The 17,901-nt window shown below is 27.4% G+C and carries 23 protein-coding genes; all 23 read left to right on the top strand.

Going from position 1 to position 17,901, the window contains the following annotated elements; translation table 11 throughout:
- Positions 1 to 7 precede the first annotated feature (7 nt).
- The 23 genes from smc to WJW32_RS05160 all read left to right on the top strand — a co-directional run bounded on the left by smc (position 8) and on the right by WJW32_RS05160 (position 17,651).
- On the top strand, positions 8 to 3,568 hold the full coding sequence (smc, locus tag WJW32_RS05265; RefSeq protein ID WP_340256035.1) for a chromosome segregation protein SMC: 3,561 nt from the start codon (positions 8 to 10) through the stop codon (positions 3,566 to 3,568).
- Positions 3,569 to 3,578: 10 nt separating this feature from the next.
- Entirely contained in the window at positions 3,579 to 4,790 is a 1,212-nt protein-coding gene (ftsY, locus tag WJW32_RS05260; protein WP_340256032.1) for a signal recognition particle-docking protein FtsY, read from the top strand.
- 90 nt (positions 4,791 to 4,880) lie between these two features.
- A complete protein-coding gene (gene ylxM / locus WJW32_RS05255; protein WP_277730890.1) occupies positions 4,881 to 5,249 on the top strand; it encodes a YlxM family DNA-binding protein in 369 nt (122 codons plus the stop codon).
- Complete coding sequence (gene ffh / locus WJW32_RS05250) at positions 5,246 to 6,601, top strand: signal recognition particle protein (protein WP_340256028.1); 1,356 nt, start codon at positions 5,246 to 5,248, stop codon at positions 6,599 to 6,601. The genes ylxM and ffh overlap by 4 nt, the downstream gene beginning before the upstream one ends.
- Positions 6,602 to 6,622: 21 nt before the next feature.
- Positions 6,623 to 6,868 carry a 30S ribosomal protein S16 gene (gene rpsP, locus WJW32_RS05245; RefSeq protein WP_340256025.1) on the top strand — a complete coding sequence of 82 codons (246 nt, stop codon included), beginning with the start codon at positions 6,623 to 6,625 and terminating at the stop codon, positions 6,866 to 6,868.
- A gap of 27 nt (positions 6,869 to 6,895) precedes the next feature.
- Positions 6,896 to 7,126: a KH domain-containing protein gene (locus WJW32_RS05240; RefSeq protein WP_248483677.1), complete on the top strand. Its 231-nt coding sequence runs from the start codon at positions 6,896 to 6,898 to the stop codon at positions 7,124 to 7,126.
- A gap of 209 nt (positions 7,127 to 7,335) precedes the next feature.
- Entirely contained in the window at positions 7,336 to 7,839 is a 504-nt protein-coding gene (gene rimM, locus WJW32_RS05235) for a ribosome maturation factor RimM (RefSeq protein ID WP_340256015.1), read from the top strand.
- A complete protein-coding gene (gene trmD, locus WJW32_RS05230; protein WP_340256012.1) occupies positions 7,839 to 8,564 on the top strand; it encodes a tRNA (guanosine(37)-N1)-methyltransferase TrmD in 726 nt (241 codons plus the stop codon). The genes rimM and trmD overlap by 1 nt, the downstream gene beginning before the upstream one ends.
- A 110-nt stretch (positions 8,565 to 8,674) precedes the next feature.
- The gene (gene rplS, locus WJW32_RS05225) at positions 8,675 to 9,016 is read left to right on the top strand and encodes a 50S ribosomal protein L19 (protein WP_340256009.1); all 342 of its coding nucleotides are present in this window, start codon (positions 8,675 to 8,677) and stop codon (positions 9,014 to 9,016) included.
- Positions 9,017 to 9,086: 70 nt separating this feature from the next.
- Positions 9,087 to 9,965: a ribosome biogenesis GTPase YlqF gene (ylqF, locus tag WJW32_RS05220; protein WP_445330211.1), complete on the top strand. Its 879-nt coding sequence runs from the start codon at positions 9,087 to 9,089 to the stop codon at positions 9,963 to 9,965.
- Between the two features lie 128 nt (positions 9,966 to 10,093).
- Positions 10,094 to 10,852, top strand: coding sequence for a ribonuclease HII (locus tag WJW32_RS05215; protein WP_340256362.1), 759 nt, complete (start codon positions 10,094 to 10,096; stop codon positions 10,850 to 10,852).
- 12 nt (positions 10,853 to 10,864) lie between these two features.
- Positions 10,865 to 12,310, top strand: coding sequence for a hypothetical protein (locus tag WJW32_RS05210; RefSeq protein WP_340256006.1), 1,446 nt, complete (start codon positions 10,865 to 10,867; stop codon positions 12,308 to 12,310).
- A gap of 4 nt (positions 12,311 to 12,314) precedes the next feature.
- A complete protein-coding gene (locus WJW32_RS05205; RefSeq protein ID WP_340256003.1) occupies positions 12,315 to 12,587 on the top strand; it encodes an EscU/YscU/HrcU family type III secretion system export apparatus switch protein in 273 nt (90 codons plus the stop codon).
- Between the two features lie 68 nt (positions 12,588 to 12,655).
- A complete protein-coding gene (locus WJW32_RS05200) occupies positions 12,656 to 13,009 on the top strand; it encodes a YraN family protein (RefSeq protein WP_340256000.1) in 354 nt (117 codons plus the stop codon).
- Between the two features lie 13 nt (positions 13,010 to 13,022).
- A complete protein-coding gene (locus WJW32_RS05195) occupies positions 13,023 to 13,679 on the top strand; it encodes a magnesium chelatase domain-containing protein (protein ID WP_340255997.1) in 657 nt (218 codons plus the stop codon).
- Between the two features lie 354 nt (positions 13,680 to 14,033).
- Complete coding sequence (locus WJW32_RS05190) at positions 14,034 to 14,381, top strand: hypothetical protein (protein WP_340255994.1); 348 nt, start codon at positions 14,034 to 14,036, stop codon at positions 14,379 to 14,381.
- 71 nt (positions 14,382 to 14,452) lie between these two features.
- Complete coding sequence (locus WJW32_RS05185; RefSeq protein WP_340255991.1) at positions 14,453 to 14,686, top strand: hypothetical protein; 234 nt, start codon at positions 14,453 to 14,455, stop codon at positions 14,684 to 14,686.
- 19 nt (positions 14,687 to 14,705) lie between these two features.
- Positions 14,706 to 15,143, top strand: coding sequence for a YbjN domain-containing protein (locus WJW32_RS05180; RefSeq protein ID WP_340255988.1), 438 nt, complete (start codon positions 14,706 to 14,708; stop codon positions 15,141 to 15,143).
- The gene (locus WJW32_RS05175; protein ID WP_340255985.1) at positions 15,133 to 15,564 is read left to right on the top strand and encodes a hypothetical protein; all 432 of its coding nucleotides are present in this window, start codon (positions 15,133 to 15,135) and stop codon (positions 15,562 to 15,564) included. The genes WJW32_RS05180 and WJW32_RS05175 overlap by 11 nt, the downstream gene beginning before the upstream one ends.
- Positions 15,565 to 15,875: 311 nt before the next feature.
- Positions 15,876 to 16,031, top strand: a complete 156-nt coding sequence (locus WJW32_RS05170; protein ID WP_340255982.1) for a hypothetical protein — start codon at positions 15,876 to 15,878, stop codon at positions 16,029 to 16,031.
- A gap of 272 nt (positions 16,032 to 16,303) precedes the next feature.
- Complete coding sequence (locus WJW32_RS05165; protein WP_340255979.1) at positions 16,304 to 16,447, top strand: hypothetical protein; 144 nt, start codon at positions 16,304 to 16,306, stop codon at positions 16,445 to 16,447.
- Between the two features lie 44 nt (positions 16,448 to 16,491).
- Positions 16,492 to 16,710 (top strand): recombinase family protein, encoded by a 219-nt coding sequence (locus tag WJW32_RS14900; protein ID WP_445330214.1) that lies wholly within the window; start codon positions 16,492 to 16,494, stop codon positions 16,708 to 16,710.
- 146 nt (positions 16,711 to 16,856) lie between these two features.
- The gene (locus tag WJW32_RS05160; protein ID WP_340255976.1) at positions 16,857 to 17,651 is read left to right on the top strand and encodes a hypothetical protein; all 795 of its coding nucleotides are present in this window, start codon (positions 16,857 to 16,859) and stop codon (positions 17,649 to 17,651) included.
- Positions 17,652 to 17,901 lie beyond the last annotated feature (250 nt).

The following is a 17,901-nucleotide window of genomic DNA, read 5'->3' as shown; positions in this document are numbered from 1 at the left end:
GATTTTTTTGTATTTAAAGAGGTTGGAATTAAAGGGCTTTAAATCCTTTCCTAATAAAACTGAAATAATATTTGAAAAAGGAATAACATCTATCGTAGGACCGAATGGAAGCGGTAAGAGTAATGTGTTAGATGCTATAAGATGGGTTCTTGGAGAACAAAGCATAAAGAGTTTAAGAGGAGATAAGCTTGAAGATGTAATATTCATAGGTGCTGATAATAAAAAGCCTATGAACTATTGTGAGGTATCTCTTATTATAGATAATAGTGAAAATATAATAAATATTGATTACAGTGAGGTTAGCATAAAGAGAAGAGCGTATAGATCTGGAGAAAGTGAATTTTATATAAATAATAAAAATTGTAGGTTAAAAGATGTCAAAGAATTGCTTCTTGATACTGGAATAGGGAGAGAAGGATATTCTATAATAGAACAAGGTAAAATTGATGAAATACTGGGAAATAATATAAATAATAGAAGAAAAGTGTTTGATGAGGCTTGCGGTATATCTAAATACAGATATAAAAAGCAAGAAGGAGAAAAAAATCTTAAAAATACAAAAGAAAATTTAGAGAGAATAAATGATGTTTTTTATGAAATAGAGAATCAATTGAAACCTTTAGAGGTACAAAAAGAAAAGTCGTTAAAATACATAAAGCTTACTGATGAGCTTAAAGTACTTCAAGTAAACTCTTATATAAGGGAAATAGAAACATTAGATGTTGAGTTAAAAGAAATAAACAATCATAGCAAGATACTGTTAGAGCAACTTGAAGATTTAGAAAGAACAAAGGAAAGTAAAGAAGCAGAACTTGTTGATATAGAAAAAAGATTGTCTGGATTAGAGATTAAAATAACAGAATCTAGTGAGTGTATACATCAAATTCAGGTGAGTATAGATAAAAAGATAGCAGACTTGAATTTGATAGATGAAAAAATTAATAATATACAGACTAACAAGAAGAGAAATGAAAAAGAACTGTCGGAATTAAAATTAAAAAAGATTCAAAAAGAAGAAGAGCTAAACTCTTTAATTGATGATAATGATAAACTGTTTTTAAATCTTGAAAATCTAAATGAAAGTAAGGAAGAGGTTCAAGGAAGCACAGATAAAGGTATGGTTGAACTAAATTCTATAGAGCAAAAAACTGAAAATTTAAAAAATAATGCAATAAATTTATTAGATGAAAAAAACAATAAAAATATAAGACTTTCAAGTTTAAATACCAATGTTGAAAATATACAAGATAGAAAAGTAGAAGTTAGACAAAATATAGATGAGATAAGCTTACAGATTGAAGAAAAAAAATCTCAATTACAAAATGATTTAAAAATTGAAAAAGAGAATAAAGATATTGTTCAAAACTTGAAATTGAATAAAAATGAAGCGATAAATAATTTGAACTCATCTATTTTAAATCTTAAAAATATTGAATCTAGTATTAATAATAAAAAACTTAAAATAAATGAATATAAGTCTAAGTTAAATGTGTATGTTGATATGGAAAATAGGTATGAAGGCTTTTATAGAGGAGTAAAAGAGGTACTTAAAAATAAAAATATTCCTGGAATTAAGGGTGCAGTAGCAGAGGTTATAAAGGTAGATAAAGAGTATGAGGTTGCTGTTGAAGTGGCCATGGGATCATCTCTTCAAAATGTAATTACAAAAGATGAATACAGTGCAAAACAAGCTATTGCATATTTAAAGCAAGGAAATCTTGGAAGAGTAACATTTTTACCTATGAATATAATAAAGTCTAGAAAGGTAAATCTAAATGAAATACCTAAGATAGATGGATTACTAGGAATTGCAAGTGATATAGTAAAGTTTGAGGATGAATTCAAGAATATAATAGAAAATATACTTGGAAGAACTATATTGGTAGATGATATAGACTGTGCTATAAAACTTGGTAAAATTACTAACTATAAGTATAGGATAGTAACACTAAAAGGAGATGTATTCAATTCAGGAGGATCATTAACTGGTGGTAGTGTGAAATCAGTCAATAACCTATTGTCTAGAAAAAGGATAATAGAAGAATTTAAAGCAAATATAGAAAAAGAAAAAGTAGAAACACAAAATCTATTAGAAAATAAAGCTAACATAGAAAAAGAATCAGAAACAAATAGAAATAATATATCGAAGTTAGAAGTATCTATACAAGAAAAGGAAAAAATAATCTTTAAAATCAATTCAGATATTAATAATATGAAAGAAGATATAAACTTAATAGAACAGACAAAAACTAAATTAGAAAAAGAAGAATTTGGTTTTAATGACAATCTTTTGTATACAAATGAATTGATAAATAAATTAAACGAAGAAATAAAAGAAATCGATATCAAAACATCTCAAATAGAGCAAACTATAAAGGATCTAGATATTAAAAAACAAGAATACAAGCAAAAATATGAAGCCGATATAAAAATTTTAAACGAGGTAAAGCTTGAAATAGCTAAATACACTCAAATATATGAAAATAATCAAAATCAAATTCAAATTAATAAAGATTATATAAGTGATTTGACAAACAATATATCTATAAAAGAAAAAGAAATAAAAACTGCAGAACTAGAAGAGCAAAATGTAAGCGAAAAGAAGATTTTAATAAAAGTTGAAAAACAAGAATTAAATGAGCAGATGATAGATATTAATAAAAAGTATGAAGACCACAAAAATGATAAATTAAATATACTAAAAGAGATAAAAGATAAAAAAGAAGATTTTAAAACAAAAGAAGAAAATTATATCCAATTAAAAGAAAGTATGTATAAGATAGAATCAAAAATAGACAAGCTTGAACTTAGCCAAGATAATTATTTTAACAAATTATGGGAAGAATATGAGCTTACATTTAAAGATGCTATACAGTTGAAAAATGAGGAACTAGAAATAGATAAGAAAAACATAGAAAATCTAAAAAATCAAATAAAGAGAATTGGAAATGTAAATTTGGATTCTATAAAGGAGTACAAAGAAGTAAAAGAGAGACATGATTTTTATGAGGAACAAAAGAAAGATCTCGAAAAATCTATAGAATCAATAGAAAAATTAATAGTAGACCTTGAAGCTAATATGAGAAGTGAATTTAGTGTTAACTTTGAGAAGATAAACGAGTACTATATGGTTATTTATAAAAAGCTATTCGGTGGAGGTTATGGAGAACTTAAGATAGTAGATCCATCTAATATTTTACAAAGTGACATAGAAATAATAGCGCAACCTCCTGGTAAAAAGCTTAAAAATATAAATCTTTTATCTGGAGGAGAAAAAGCATTAACAGCAATAGCGATATTATTTAGCATAATAAGTACAAGACCTACACCGTTTTGTGTCTTAGATGAGATTGAAGCACCTCTTGATGATGCTAATATATATAGATACGGAGAATTTTTAAGAGATTTAGCTAAAGATACTCAGTTTATAGCTATAACTCATAGAAGAGGAACTATGCAGGTATCAGATTATATATATGGTGTTACTATGGAACAAAAGGCGATATCTAAAGTAATAAGTTTAAAACTAGAACAAGCACAAGAATTAACTAATGAAAATGCGAGCTAGGAGGTAAATTATGTTTAAAAAGATATTTGATAAGTTTAAGAAAAAAGATCAGCAAATAGAACAAGAGATTCAAGAGCAGGAGATAGAACAAGAAATTGAAGAGCAAGAAATTGAACAAGAAATTCAAGAAATTGAACAGGAAATAGAAAAATCTAAAGAGGAAGTTAAAGAAGAGCTTCAAGTAGATGAAATAAGTGTTGACGAATACGTAGAACAAGATTTAGAAGAAGTAATAGAGGAAAAATTAGAAGAAATTAAAGAAGAAGTTAAAGAAGAACAAGAAGAAGTTAAGGAAGAAACTAAGGTAAGCTTATTCTCAAGACTTAAAGATGGGTTGTCTAAAACAAAAAAAGGTATAACGGATAGAGTGGATCAACTATTAAAATCATATGTAAAGATCGATGAAGAACTATTTGAAGATTTAGAAGAAATACTTATAACATCAGATGTAGGTGTTAATACTACAATGGATATTGTAGAGCAGCTTAAAGATAGAGTTAAAAGTAAAAAAATAACTGAGGCAATACATGTTAGAGAAGAACTTAAGGAAATACTTTCTGATATGTTAGGTGATGAACAATCAGTTCTTAACATAGAACCATCTCCAGCTATTATATTAGTTGTAGGCGTTAATGGAGTAGGAAAGACTACTACTATAGGGAAAATGGCTAATAGATTTAAGAAAGAAGGAAAAAATGTATTATTAGCAGCAGGAGATACATTTAGAGCAGCAGCCATTGACCAATTAGAAGTTTGGGCGAATAGAGTTGGAGTGGATATGATAAAGCACTCAGAGGGATCAGATCCTGGAGCTGTAATATTTGATGCAATAGCTGCAGCAAAATCTAGAAAGGCAGATGTGTTAATTTGTGATACAGCTGGTAGACTTCACAATAAGAAAAATCTTATGAATGAATTAGGAAAGGTATTTAAAATTGTAGATAGAGAATATCCTCAAGCTAGTAAAGAAGTTTTACTTGTAGTAGATGCTACAACTGGTCAAAATGCAATCTCTCAGGCAAAGGTGTTTAAAGAGGCTGCTAACATAACTGGTATAGTACTTACAAAACTTGATGGAACTGCAAAAGGTGGAGTTGTACTTGCAGTTAAATCAGAACTTAATGTACCTGTTAAACTTATAGGAGTTGGAGAACAAATGGAAGATCTTCAAGATTTTAACTCAAAAGATTTTGTAAAAGCATTATTTGGTGACGAAAATTAATAAAATTATTGACAAGATAGATTATCTGATATAAAATACATCTGTAAAGGCGACAAGCTTTACACTTATAATTCTTTAGGAAGTGTTGATATGGAATTAAATAAAGTCATAGAGATGGGTATTTTATTCGATTTTTATAAAGAACTTTTAACTGAAAAACAAAGAGAAGCAGTCAATCTATACTACTATGAGGATTATTCATTAGGTGAGATTAGCGAAAATCTTGAAATTTCAAGACAAGGGGTTTATGACACTTTAAAAAGAGCTGAAAAAATTTTACAGGATTACGAAAAAAAATTAAATCTCGTAGAAAAATTCAATAAAAGAAATAAGCTAATGGAAAGCTTGTATGAAAAAGTTGTTGATATAAAAGAAGAAATTAAAGTTGATAATAATTTTAATGGTTTAGTCCCTAAGATTGAAAATTTAGAAGAAATTTGTAGGGAGTTGTTGAGATGATTTTTGAAGGATTAGCAGAGAAACTTCAAAATACTCTTGGGAAATTAAAAAGCAAGGGTAAATTGAATGAAAAAGATGTTAAAGATGCTATGAGAGAGGTAAAACTTGCACTTCTTGAGGCCGATGTTAACTTTAAGGTTGTAAAAGAGTTTGTAAATAAAGTTAAAGAAAGAGCCGTAGGTCAAGAGGTAATGGAAAGCTTAACTCCAGGGCAGCATGTAATAAAGATAGTTAATGAAGAACTTACAGATTTAATGGGAAATGTTCAAAGTAAAATAAGCTTTGCATCAAAGCCTCCTACTGTAATAATGTTAGTTGGACTTCAAGGAGCAGGTAAAACTACTACTGGAGGAAAACTAGGAGGATTACTTAAGAAACAAGGTAAAAAGCCTTTATTAGTAGCTTGTGACGTATATAGACCAGCAGCTATTAAACAGCTACAAGTTGTAGGTAATCAACTTGAAATACCTGTGTTTTCAATGGGAGATAAAGAAAGTCCTGTTAATATAGCAAAAGAAGGAATTAACCATGCACTAAGTCATAATAATGATGTTGTTATTATAGATACTGCTGGTAGACTTCACATAGATGAACTTTTAATGGATGAATTGAAGAATATAAAAGCTGAGGTCAAACCTCATGAGATACTATTGGTTATAGATTCTATGACAGGCCAAGATGCTGTAAATGTTGCAGAAAACTTCAATGAAGCATTAGGCATAGATGGAGTTGTTCTTACTAAACTAGATGGAGATACTAGAGGTGGAGCAGCGCTTTCGGTAAGATCTGTTACGAGAAAGCCTATAAAATTTATAGGTATGGGAGAAAAACTTGATGATTTAGAAGCGTTTCATCCTGATAGAATGGCATCTAGAATTCTTGGAATGGGAGATGTCCTATCATTAATAGAAAAAGCTGAACAAGCTATAGATGTAAAAAAAGCTAAGGAATTAGAAGCTAAGATTAAGAATCAGGAATTTGATTTTGAAGATTTTTTAACTCAAATGGAACAAGTAAAGAAGTTAGGGCCTTTGAATAAGATAATGGAAATGATTCCTGGAATGAGTGGATCAAAAGAGCTAAAGAACATAAGCTTTGATGATAAAGAAATTCGTAGAATAGAAGCTATCATAAAGTCGATGACCAAAAAAGAAAGAAAAGATCCATCAATTTTAAATGCAAGTAGAAGAAGAAGGATTGCAAATGGTAGCGGAACTAAGGTACATGAGGTTAACAGACTGGTAAAACAGTTTGAGCAGACTAAAAAAATGATGAAGCAATTTGGAAATTTAGAAAAGAGTATGAAAAAGGGAGGAAAAATGAAACTTCCTTTCTTTGGAAATAAATTATAAATTTTAAGGGAGGTGAAATACATGGCAGTTAAGATAAGATTAAAAAGAATGGGTGCTAACAAGAAACCTTTTTATAGAATAGTTGTTGCTGATTCTCGTTCTCCGAGAGATGGTAAGTTCATCGAAGAAATCGGATACTACAATCCAATTTCTCAACCAAAGCAAATCAAAATAAATGATGAGAGAGCTTCTAAATGGTTAAACGATGGTGCTCAACCAACTGATACTGTTAAGTCTTTATTTAAGAAAAACGGAATTATGGAATAGATATCCTTCTAAATAGGAGGTGGTATCATGAGAGAATTGGTCGAGAAGATAGCTAAATCTCTAGTTGATAACCCTGATGAAGTTGTTGTTAAAGAGACAGAAGGAACACACTCTATAATCATAGAACTTAGAGTTGCCCAAGAAGACATGGGTAAGGTTATAGGGAAACAAGGTAGAATAGCTAAAGCTATTAGAACCTTAGTTAAATCTGCAGCTATTAAGCAGAATAAACAAGTTAGTGTTGAAATTGTTCAATAAAAGGATTAGGGTTAACCCTAGTCCTTTTTGTGCATAATAAAAAAGTCCTTCTTTGAAGATTTTAAAGGTATACTTTTTTTAAATTGCATGGCGCCAACGATTCTTTACAGACTCTGTTGCTTAAAATTCGTAACAGAAATTATACTTATCCATAATTTAAATAGGAATATAATTTCCTACTCATTATAAAAAAAAGGTAGGTAAAAATAATGATAGAATACTTTAATATTGGACAAATAGTAAAAGTTCAAGGTTTAAAAGGTGATATGAGAGTATATCCATTAACTGATTACAAAGAGAGATTTGAGGAAATAGATTGGGTATATATTTCGGACGATACTAAAACTAAGTATGAAATAGAAAAGGTAAGATATAAAGGAAATGTAGTGATTTTAAAGATAAAAGGAATAGATAGTATTAATGATGCTGAAAAGCTTGTAAAAAAATATCTTAAAATACCAAGAGAGAATGCTAGAGAACTTGAAGAGGATGAATACTTTATATCTGATTTAATAGGTATAAAAGCATATACAGTAGATGGAGAGTACGTTGGAGTTTTAGATGAAGTATTACAAACTGGAGCTAATGATGTTTATCTAATAAAGAATGATGAAAACAAAGAAATATTAATTCCAGCTATTAAAAAATTCGTTCCTGAACTTAGTATTGAAGATAAAAAAATGATAATAGACCCAATCGAAGGAATGTTATAATGAGAATTCATGTAATGACATTATTCCCTCAAATATTTGAGTCTTATATAAATGAGAGTATAATGAAAAGAGCTAGTGAAAAAGGCTTAATAGAAATAAATCTTTATAATATAAGGGATTTTTCGAATAATAAGCATAAAAAAGTAGATGATTATCCATTTGGTGGAGGAGCAGGTATGGTCATGACACCTCAGCCTATATACGATACTTATATGCATATAATAGAAAAATTTAATATAAAAAATCCAAAGGTTATATACTTAACTCCGAAAGGAAAGGTATATAAGCAAGAAATGGCTGAGAAGTTTTCTGTTGACAATGATATAATACTTTTATGTGGACATTATGAGGGCGTAGATCAAAGAATAATAGATCTTATAGTAACTCATGAGATATCTATAGGGGATTATGTTTTAACAGGAGGAGAGCTTCCAGCACTCATACTAATAGACTCTATATCGAGACTAATATCTGGTGTTTTAGGACAGGATGAATCTTTTGAAGAAGAATCGTTCAAAGACAATTTACTTGAATACCCTCACTACACAAGACCTAGAGAATTTATGGATCTAAGAGTTCCTAAAGTATTATTATCGGGAAATCATAAAAATATAGATCAGTGGAGAAGAGAGCAATCTATAGATATAACGATACAAAAAAGGCCTGATTTGATGAAAAAAGCTGTATTAACAGATAAAGATAAGAAATATATACGAAAAAAATAAAAAACTATTGTAAATAATAAAAAAAAATGATAAAATTTAATGGTTGAAAACAACGGGCGGTCCTCTGTTATAAAGAATATTAAGAACGTCTATGATTAGGAGGAAGAAAGATGGATATATTAAGAGCTATTGAGCAAGAACAACTTAAGAAAGAAATACCTGCATTTGGAACTGGTGATACTGTAAAAGTACACATCAAGATCAAAGAGGGTAAAAGAGAAAGAGTTCAAATGTTTGAAGGAGTAGTTATCAAAAGACAAGGTGGAGGAGCTAGAGAAACTTTCACTGTAAGAAAAATATCTTTTGGTGTAGGAGTTGAAAAGGTATTACCTGTTCACTCTCCAAAAATCGAAAAAATTGAAGTAGTTAGAAAAGGTAAAGTTAGAAGATCTAAGATCTACTACATTCGTGAAAGAGTTGGAAAGAAAGCTAAAATTAAAGAAGCTAAGTAATTTAATGGGACTGTTTTGCAGTCCCTTTTAATATATACAGAGATTATAATAATAAGATGGATGTGATAATATGGAAAATATGGATAATAGAATGAATATAAACTGGTATCCTGGACATATGAAAAAAACTAAAGAGTCATTACAAAAGAATTTGAAACTAATAGATGTAGTAGTAGAGTTATTAGATAGTAGAATTCCATTTAGTAGTAAAAATCCAGATGTAGATAATATAATAAAGGGTAAGCCTAAGGTTGTAGTCTTAAACAAGTTTGATATGGCAGATCCGAGTAAGATAAAAATATGGCAAGAATATTATGAATCAAAAGGTATTAAAGCTATACCTGTAAATACAATATCTGGAAAAGGTGTAGATAAGATAATACAAGAATGTAGAGAAGTAATGAGAGAAAAGATGGAAGCTTTAGTCAAAAAAGGAAGAAAAGAAAGAGCTATTAGACTTATGATAGTTGGAGTTCCAAATGTAGGTAAATCAACACTTATAAACAAGCTTGCCAAAAGAAAAAGTACTCAAACTGGAGATAGACCTGGAGTTACAAAAGGTAATCAATGGGTTAAATTAAAGGGAGATTTAGAACTTTTAGATACACCTGGAATACTTTGGCCAAGATTTGAAGATGAAAATGTAGCTATGAATCTAGCATTTACTAGAGCTATAAAGGATGAGATACTAGATATAGAGACCTTGGCTTTAAGATTTATAGAAAAGCTTGAACATATATATCCTGAGAACTTAAAAGAAAGATATAAGCTAGAAGAATTAGGTCAAACCCCTCTTGAAACTATGGAGATGATAGGAGTTAAAAGAGGATGTTTAATGGCACGTAAAGAAATAGATTATACAAGAGTTGCAAAGATAGTTCTAAATGAATTCAGAGAAGGTAAAACAGGAAAAATGACTTTAGAAGTGCCTTCGGATTTTGAAAAATAAGCTAGAGAAAGAATTAATTCTTTCTCTATTTTTATACAATGATTAAAATTAATTATTCATAGATTGATAAGCAATATAAACTTAAATTTTATTAAGAATAAAAAGGGGGAAAAAATGTGTTTGAGAATATGAAAGTAAAGGATATAAATGAGTTTGTAAATAATATAGATGAAAATGAGTATATGAAGTATGTAGATATTTTGAGTAAGGACGAGAGAAAATCTGTTCAAAAGATAGCGATTAAATTATCTAAAAAACTAGATGCTTTAAGAAAAGAAGAAGAGCGAATATATAGAATACAGGAATTTGAAAGATCTTTTTATGAAAAGGGATATACTTATATAGGGGGAATAGATGAAGCTGGAAGAGGACCTTTGGCTGGACCTGTTGTTGCAGCTGTTGTTGTATTTGATAAGGATGTAGATATAAAGTATATAGATGATTCTAAAAAACTTAGTGAAGAAAAGAGAAATGAATTATTTGAAACAATAAAAAATGAAGCATTAGATTATGGTATAGGAATAGTTGATAATGATAAGATAGATGATATTAATATATTAAATGCTACATATCTTGCTATGAAAAAAGCTATAAATAATTTAAAGAATAAACCAGACTGCTTATTAATAGATGCAGTTACTATACCTAATATAGATATACATCAAAAAGGTATAATAAAAGGGGATAGTAAATCTATATCAATAGCAGCAGCTAGTATTTTAGCTAAAGTAACTAGGGATAAACTTATGTATGAATATGACGATAAATATAGTGAGTATGGATTTTCAAAGCATAAAGGATATGGAACAAAACAACATTATGAGGCTATAGAAACTCATGGGATAACGCCTATTCATAGAAGATCCTTTCTTAAATCTATTTTATAAACGGAGACTAATATGAGAATTTCGGGATATAGTGATTTTAATTTAAGAACTATAGGTGCTAAGGGAAACAAACAGATAAATGATGCTGTGAAAAATAATGAATCAGTAACAGGAAAAATATTAGATGTTAAATCTAATGCAGTAAAAATCCTTCTCCAAAATGGTAAAGAGTTCATGGCAAATAGTAATATTCCTCTTGAAAATTTGCTTGGAGAACAGATTAACTTTAAAGTTTTAAATAGTGATAAAAATATAGTTCTTCAGCCACAAATAGAGGGAACAGCTCTTGAAAAAGAGCTAGATGCTAAGATAAATAATTTGATAAGTGATCTTAAGCTACCTAATAACGAAGAAAACAAATCGCTTATAAAAGAGATGATAAAGCAAAATATTCCTGTTAATGTTAACAATCTAAAGATTATAAAAGACAATATAGGTTCATTTAATATATTATCAAGACTTACAAAAGAAGAAGTTGAGATATTAAACAAGAATATAGAGAATATAGAAAGCAAAGAAATGAAAGAAATAGTAAAAGATATATATATAAATAAAGAGGGTAAGAATATACTTGATTTTTTAAAAGATTTAAAGAATATAGGCTCTAAAGAGAAAAATATACTTTTTTTATTTAAAAACAAGTTTGAAATAAATATAGATAATATGAAGACATTAGATTCTCTTTTAAAAGGAGAAAACTTAGATAATATATTAAAGGAAATAAAAAATATATTGGATGAAAATGTAAGTTCGGATAACGAAGTAGTTAAAAATACTCAAGAAAATACCCAAGAAAACAAACTTCAAAATGTAAAAGAAGAAATGCCTAAACTAGATACGGAAAAAGAAGTGATTAAAACTGAAGATTCACCTAAAGAAGATATAAAGAAGATAATAAAAAGTATAGTACAGAATTTAAATACAGACAAAAAAGTTGATGTTGAGAAAATAAAGGAGAATATGGACTCTCTGGTTAAAACTTTAAATATTCAAAATGAAATAAATATAGGAAAGAGTCTTAAGGGAGAATTTCATGAGGTAAATCAAAAGCTTGAACTTTTAAATGATATATCAAATGAATACATGTATTTTCAAATTCCTTTTGAATACAAAGAGTACAAAAACTTAGCTGAAATACTTTTATCTGAACAAACAAAGGATAAAAAAAATAATAAAAAATCTATAAGCATACTTATATCCTTAGATACTCATAATTTAAACAGAATAGATACTATGTTAAACTACTATAATGAGGATTTGAATATAGTCTTTGGATTGAAAGATGAAAAAACAAAGGATATGTTTGTGAAAAATGAGAAAAAGTTAATAGGTGTACTAAAGAGTATAGGAATAAATAATATAAATATAAACTACAAGATAAAAACTGAGAACGAGCCAATATTAAACAATATTGAGTATATCAACAATAAGTTTTCTAATTTTAATATGTGGGTGTGATGATATGAATTTAAATAAGGGAATAAAAATAGCTACAGCATTAAAATATAATATAGATAAAGATGATGCTCCAAAACTTATAGGTAAGGGAAAGGGTAAGGTTGCAGATAAGATATTAGAAACCGCTAAAGAAAATAATATACCTATATACAAGGATGAAAAACTTGCAAAACAGCTGGAATACTTAGAATTAGGACAAGAAATACCACAAGAGCTTTATGAGGCTGTTGCAGAAATTTTGATATTCATATCTGACATAGATTCTAAAATTAAATAGTATAAATTTAACTTTTAATACCCATAATCTAAATAAAAGATTATGGGTATTTTTATGTGGAGGAAATTATGAATAACAAGGAAAAAGGAAGTTTAGGAGAAAAGATCGCCTGCAATTATTTGATAAAAAATAACTTTCATATACTTGAGAAAAACTATAGAACGAAAATTGGTGAGATAGATTTGATAGCTTTTAAAGGTAATAAGCTTTTGTTTGTAGAGGTTAAATCAAGAAATTCTATTAGATATGGATATCCATGTGAGGCTGTAAATTATAAAAAGCAGAAGAAGATAATATCTACTGCGACTCAATATATTAAGTATAAGAATATAAGTAATATGGATATAGGTTTTGATGTTATAGAGGTGTATTTAAGAAACAATAATATCAATCATATAGAGAATGCGTTTTGTGCTAACTAAGGGTGGTGTTTATGTGTTTTGTAAGATAAAGAGTGCTTGTTTAATAGGAATAGATGGATTTATAGTAGATGTTGAGGTGGATATAACCAAGGGGTTACCGGTATTTAATATAATAGGTCTTCCTGATACATCTATTAAGGAGGCTAAGGAGAGAATAAAGTCTGCAATACTTAATTCGGGATATGATTTTTTGAATTCTAGGATAGTTATTAATCTATCACCTGCGGATATAAGAAAGGAAGGACCTTATTTTGATCTTGCTATGGCAGTTGGAATACTAAACAGCTTATATGAATCAAATGAAGATTATATGAGCCAAACTTTATTTTTAGGAGAACTAGCTCTTGATGGAAAATTGAAAAAAGTTAGAGGCATATTACCTATAATAATAAATGCAAAATCTAACAATATTAAGAGAGTGTTTTTGCCATCTCAGAATTTAAAGGAAGCATCTTATATAGATGGAGTTGAGATATATCCTGTAGATAATCTGAGACAGGTTATAGATTTTTTGATTGGCAATACAGAGATTAAAAGATATGTTAAGGAAGGAAACCTGATTAAAAAGGAGAAGTATAGATTGGATTTTTCAGATATAAAAGGAAACTATTTTGTTAAAAGAGCCATGGAAATAGCAGCAGCAGGAAATCATAACATGTTTAAATTATAATACATAATCAAGCTTTGTTTTCATATATTATAATTAAACATATTGTAGATAAAAACTTAAATAAAAGTAAATAATTAGAGTATAAAAAGGAGTTTTATAATAAAAATAGAATTATAAAGTAAAAATATTTATTTACTTTTTTGTATTTGTGTCATTTAAAGAATAACATTAATAATATACTTATATAAAAGGTAATTATATGTGACTTACAATATAAAATCTATTATAGAAAATACTAAATTCCAATGAACTTATAAACTTTACATTATTATACAAAAGTTGACATATGAAGAAAATTTATGTATAATTAAGACAAAAATAAGTACTAACACTTTAAATAATGTGAGGTATGATATGTCTGGTGGATTATTTAGTAAAAGCTATGAGAAAAAAAGAAAAAAGTTTGTAAAGTATGAAGCTAAAATTGGGTCTCTACAAGATAAACGTGATGCTGTTGGAGAAGAACTTGTTGAGGAATTTAATAGAACAGTTCCAAAAGGATATATTGAAAGTTTAGGGAAAATTATTGATATTGAAGGAAATGAAAAAGAAAAGGATGATTATAAAGAGTTTTGTGAAAATCATAAGAAGGGTTGTTTAACTGGTAATAATGTGCAGTCATTTTATAATATAGATGAGTATTATAGAGATCTCATGCCTGAATATCAATTAAAGGAAGATTATTTTTCACAAGAAGATTAAATTTATTAAATAAATTTTAGGTATAAAAATAATAGATTAAAAAATACAGTTGCTGTTGGAGGAATAATATTATGTATAGATCAATATGTATAAAACCAAAATTTAGATTTGGATTTTATGATAAATTTATAGAAAATCTTGCTTTGACATTTGGACTAAGCAAAAAGAAAGCAGCAGCGAAATTATATTTTTTAAAAAATGATGATATGCTAATAAAAATTCAGCCTAGAATGGCTGAAATAGTTGTATTTGATGATAAAAATATAGAAAACATACAAAATTTAAAAGGATTCTTAAATTCGTAATTATATAGGGGTGTAATAAATGTATTTCATTGAAAATATACTTGATGAGCTAAAAATTAAATATGAGAAAAAACATAATAATCATCATATAAATTACTTATGTAATCTAACATTTGATGATGAAGTTAATTTTCCATTTAGAATAAACATTGATAATAATGATGAAGTTATGGGAATATATACTTATTGCATAATGGGTATTAAAGCAGATATAAAGGTAAAATTACTGGAGATTATAAATGAATTAAATACAGATAATGTATATGGAACTTTTTATATAGATGAAGACAACGAATTATATTATTATAATGGAATTTCTCTTGAAGGAGAGACTTTTAACTTAAATATCAACCAAATGCATGATTATATATCAAACATGCTATCTTCTGTACGAGAATTAGTTGAAAAGTGTATTGAAGAGAATGTTGTAAACGTAGGTGAAATGGTTGGAGAATAAAAAGAGAGTATGTCTTGCGATGCTGATTATGGTTGCGTTAATTATTATTAGAATATATTTAGAATTCATAACGAAGAATACAGATATAACTAATAAAGTTCTATCATCTATAAATGTTATTGCTCTAGTGTTTGTAATAATAAATATATATATAAAAGCATATAAAAAGATGGAAAAAGTACATAATAAAATTGGAAAACAAAGAAATGGACATCATATCAAAGCTAATAAACATATGATAAAGTTTAAGAAACGTTTTAATATAGTTATAGTTATCTTAATTTTTATAGGAGCTATATATATAATCTTTATAGGCAATACATTTATGAATGATATTTTAACAACAATAGCGTTAGTTTTGTCTATAGAGGATGAGGGGTTCGTTTATATTCTAGCTAAAAAGAATTATAATTATTTTTAAATAAAAATGTAAAAAATACATTAAGTTAAAGCCAACTGTAAGGAATATTCCTGCGGTTGGCTTTTATATTTATAGAATTTAAAAAAATTACTTAAATAATCGATAAATTTCATTATATGTTAATAAATAAATTCATTAGAGGAATGAGGTATAAAAACGTAGATATGAATTTAACAGAAGACCGTGAGGGATGATTAGGGTTTAATTTAAGATTTGAAAATATGACATATAAGGAAAAACAGAAAGCAATAAAAGAAGTAAAAATATAATAGATAAACCAAATGATAGAAATAATTTTAAAGAACTAAGGAGTGGTTGATATCAGTAAAAGAGAATGTAAGGATTATTTTATTACATTGAAAGGTCATAAAAGAATAACTTTAGAAGAGATGATTAAGCAAGTTAACTTATTTATAAAGAGATTGAAAAAAGCAGGGGGAGAAAAAATAGCTGGTCATATAACTTAAAAATTGGTATATCAGAGCGTGGTGGTAATTTATGTATAAAACAATATACTACAAAATCTAAAGGAGGGAGACCAAAACCTATATTTAGAAATATATTTACAAAAAATTCAAATGCTATTAATTTAAATATAAAAGTAGAAGCTCATACACATTTAATAATTACAGCAAAACCAGGAGATACAATTAATAAATTTATAAAAAAAGATTGGGAAAAGAAAATAGGTACAGCCTATCCTAAACGTATTACCTATTATAAAGGTTCATTAAAATATATGATAGATCAAATAACCAAGTACAGAAAGGATGAATTAAATCTAGAAGATATAGAAAGTGAGAAGGAGAAATTTCAATATTTTGATTTGATGAATAAAGAACATATAAAAGAAAGACTTATTATTGTAAATCACAGGCAGTAAAGCGTTGCTTAAGAAGCCTTCATAAATATGGGGGTTGGACTACAATTGCACCTTATGGTTATGATGTAGAGAATAAGTATTTAAAAATCAATGAAAAAGAGGCAAAAATTGTACAGTTAATCTATAGATTGTACTATAATGAAGGTTGCGGAATCGGAAAAATTGCAAGATATTTAAATGATAAGGAAATTCCAACAAAAAAAGGGATTAAATGGAGTCGAGCACAAATATCAAGAATATTAGAAAATAAAAAATATATATAGGAAAAATAATAACACATAAAAAAGAAAGCGATGATATTAATAGAGGTACAGTAAAAGCAAAGCCTAAAGAAGAATGGAATATATATGAAAATGAAAAATTAAAAATCATTAATAATGTACAATTAGAGAAGATTAAAAGAAGAAAAATGAGTAAAAATTCCACAATACATAGTAACAAACACTTATTATCCACCTTATTGTATTGTGAAAATTCATTAAAAAGAAGAAAAAGAAAAGCTTATGTGAGAAAAGATGGTACATCAAATCAATTAGGATATGAATGGGCTTGTGCTATAAATGATATGTATGGTGTAAATAGATGTGAGCATAGAAATATGGTAATTAAAGATAATATGATAGATAAAATAAAGGAAATGATTTTAAAACTTAAAAATACTGATATGAAATGCTTATTAGAAATTTATTTGAGTATTTATCATAGTTATGATATTAGTGAGGAAAGAGTAAATACGATAAAAAAACAAGAACTTGAATTAGACGATACCGTGGATAAATGTTTTAGTATATATATTGAAGGGAAAATGCATGAAGAACAATATCATAGATTGAATGAAAAACATAAAGAGCAATTAGATGATATAAGAAACGAATTAGATAAAATAATTCATTATGAGAAGAAGGTAGAAGAAATAAAACAAAAATACAAACAATGGATATGCTATATAAATGAGATTAATTTAGATGGATTAACAAATAGTAAATTGAAAAAAATATTTAGTAGGATTACAATAAAGACTTGTAAAACCAAGAATTTAAAAAGTAATAATTACATGAAAACTATATTTATCGATTATAATTTTATAGATGTATCCATAGAAAAAATGATTAAAGATTTAGATAATCATGATATTAATGATAAACAAGATATAAGAAGATTAATTGCTAAATATGATAATTTATTTGCCCTTATTGAGTTATAATTGAATATTTTAAAATCACTAAAAATAGTAGATAGTTATATCTATTATTTTTTTATAAATATATATTAATAACAAGGTATTTATTGGTATATATAGAAACTATACAGTGTAAATTATTAATATATTAAATCTAAATCGTATAGAGTTATAAACGATACAATAGGTATGTAAGAACTTGATCTTTTAAGAATGTATAATTCAGAGCAATAAGATATAATTATCTCTAAGACCAAGGAGGTAATTATGATTA

The organism is Tepidibacter sp. Z1-5 (assembly GCF_037844525.1).
In the GTDB taxonomy this organism is placed as follows: Bacteria; Bacillota; Clostridia; order Peptostreptococcales; family Peptostreptococcaceae; genus Tepidibacter_A.
The sequence above is the reverse complement of the archived record's forward strand: the minus strand, read 5'-3'. Positions and strand labels throughout refer to the sequence as shown.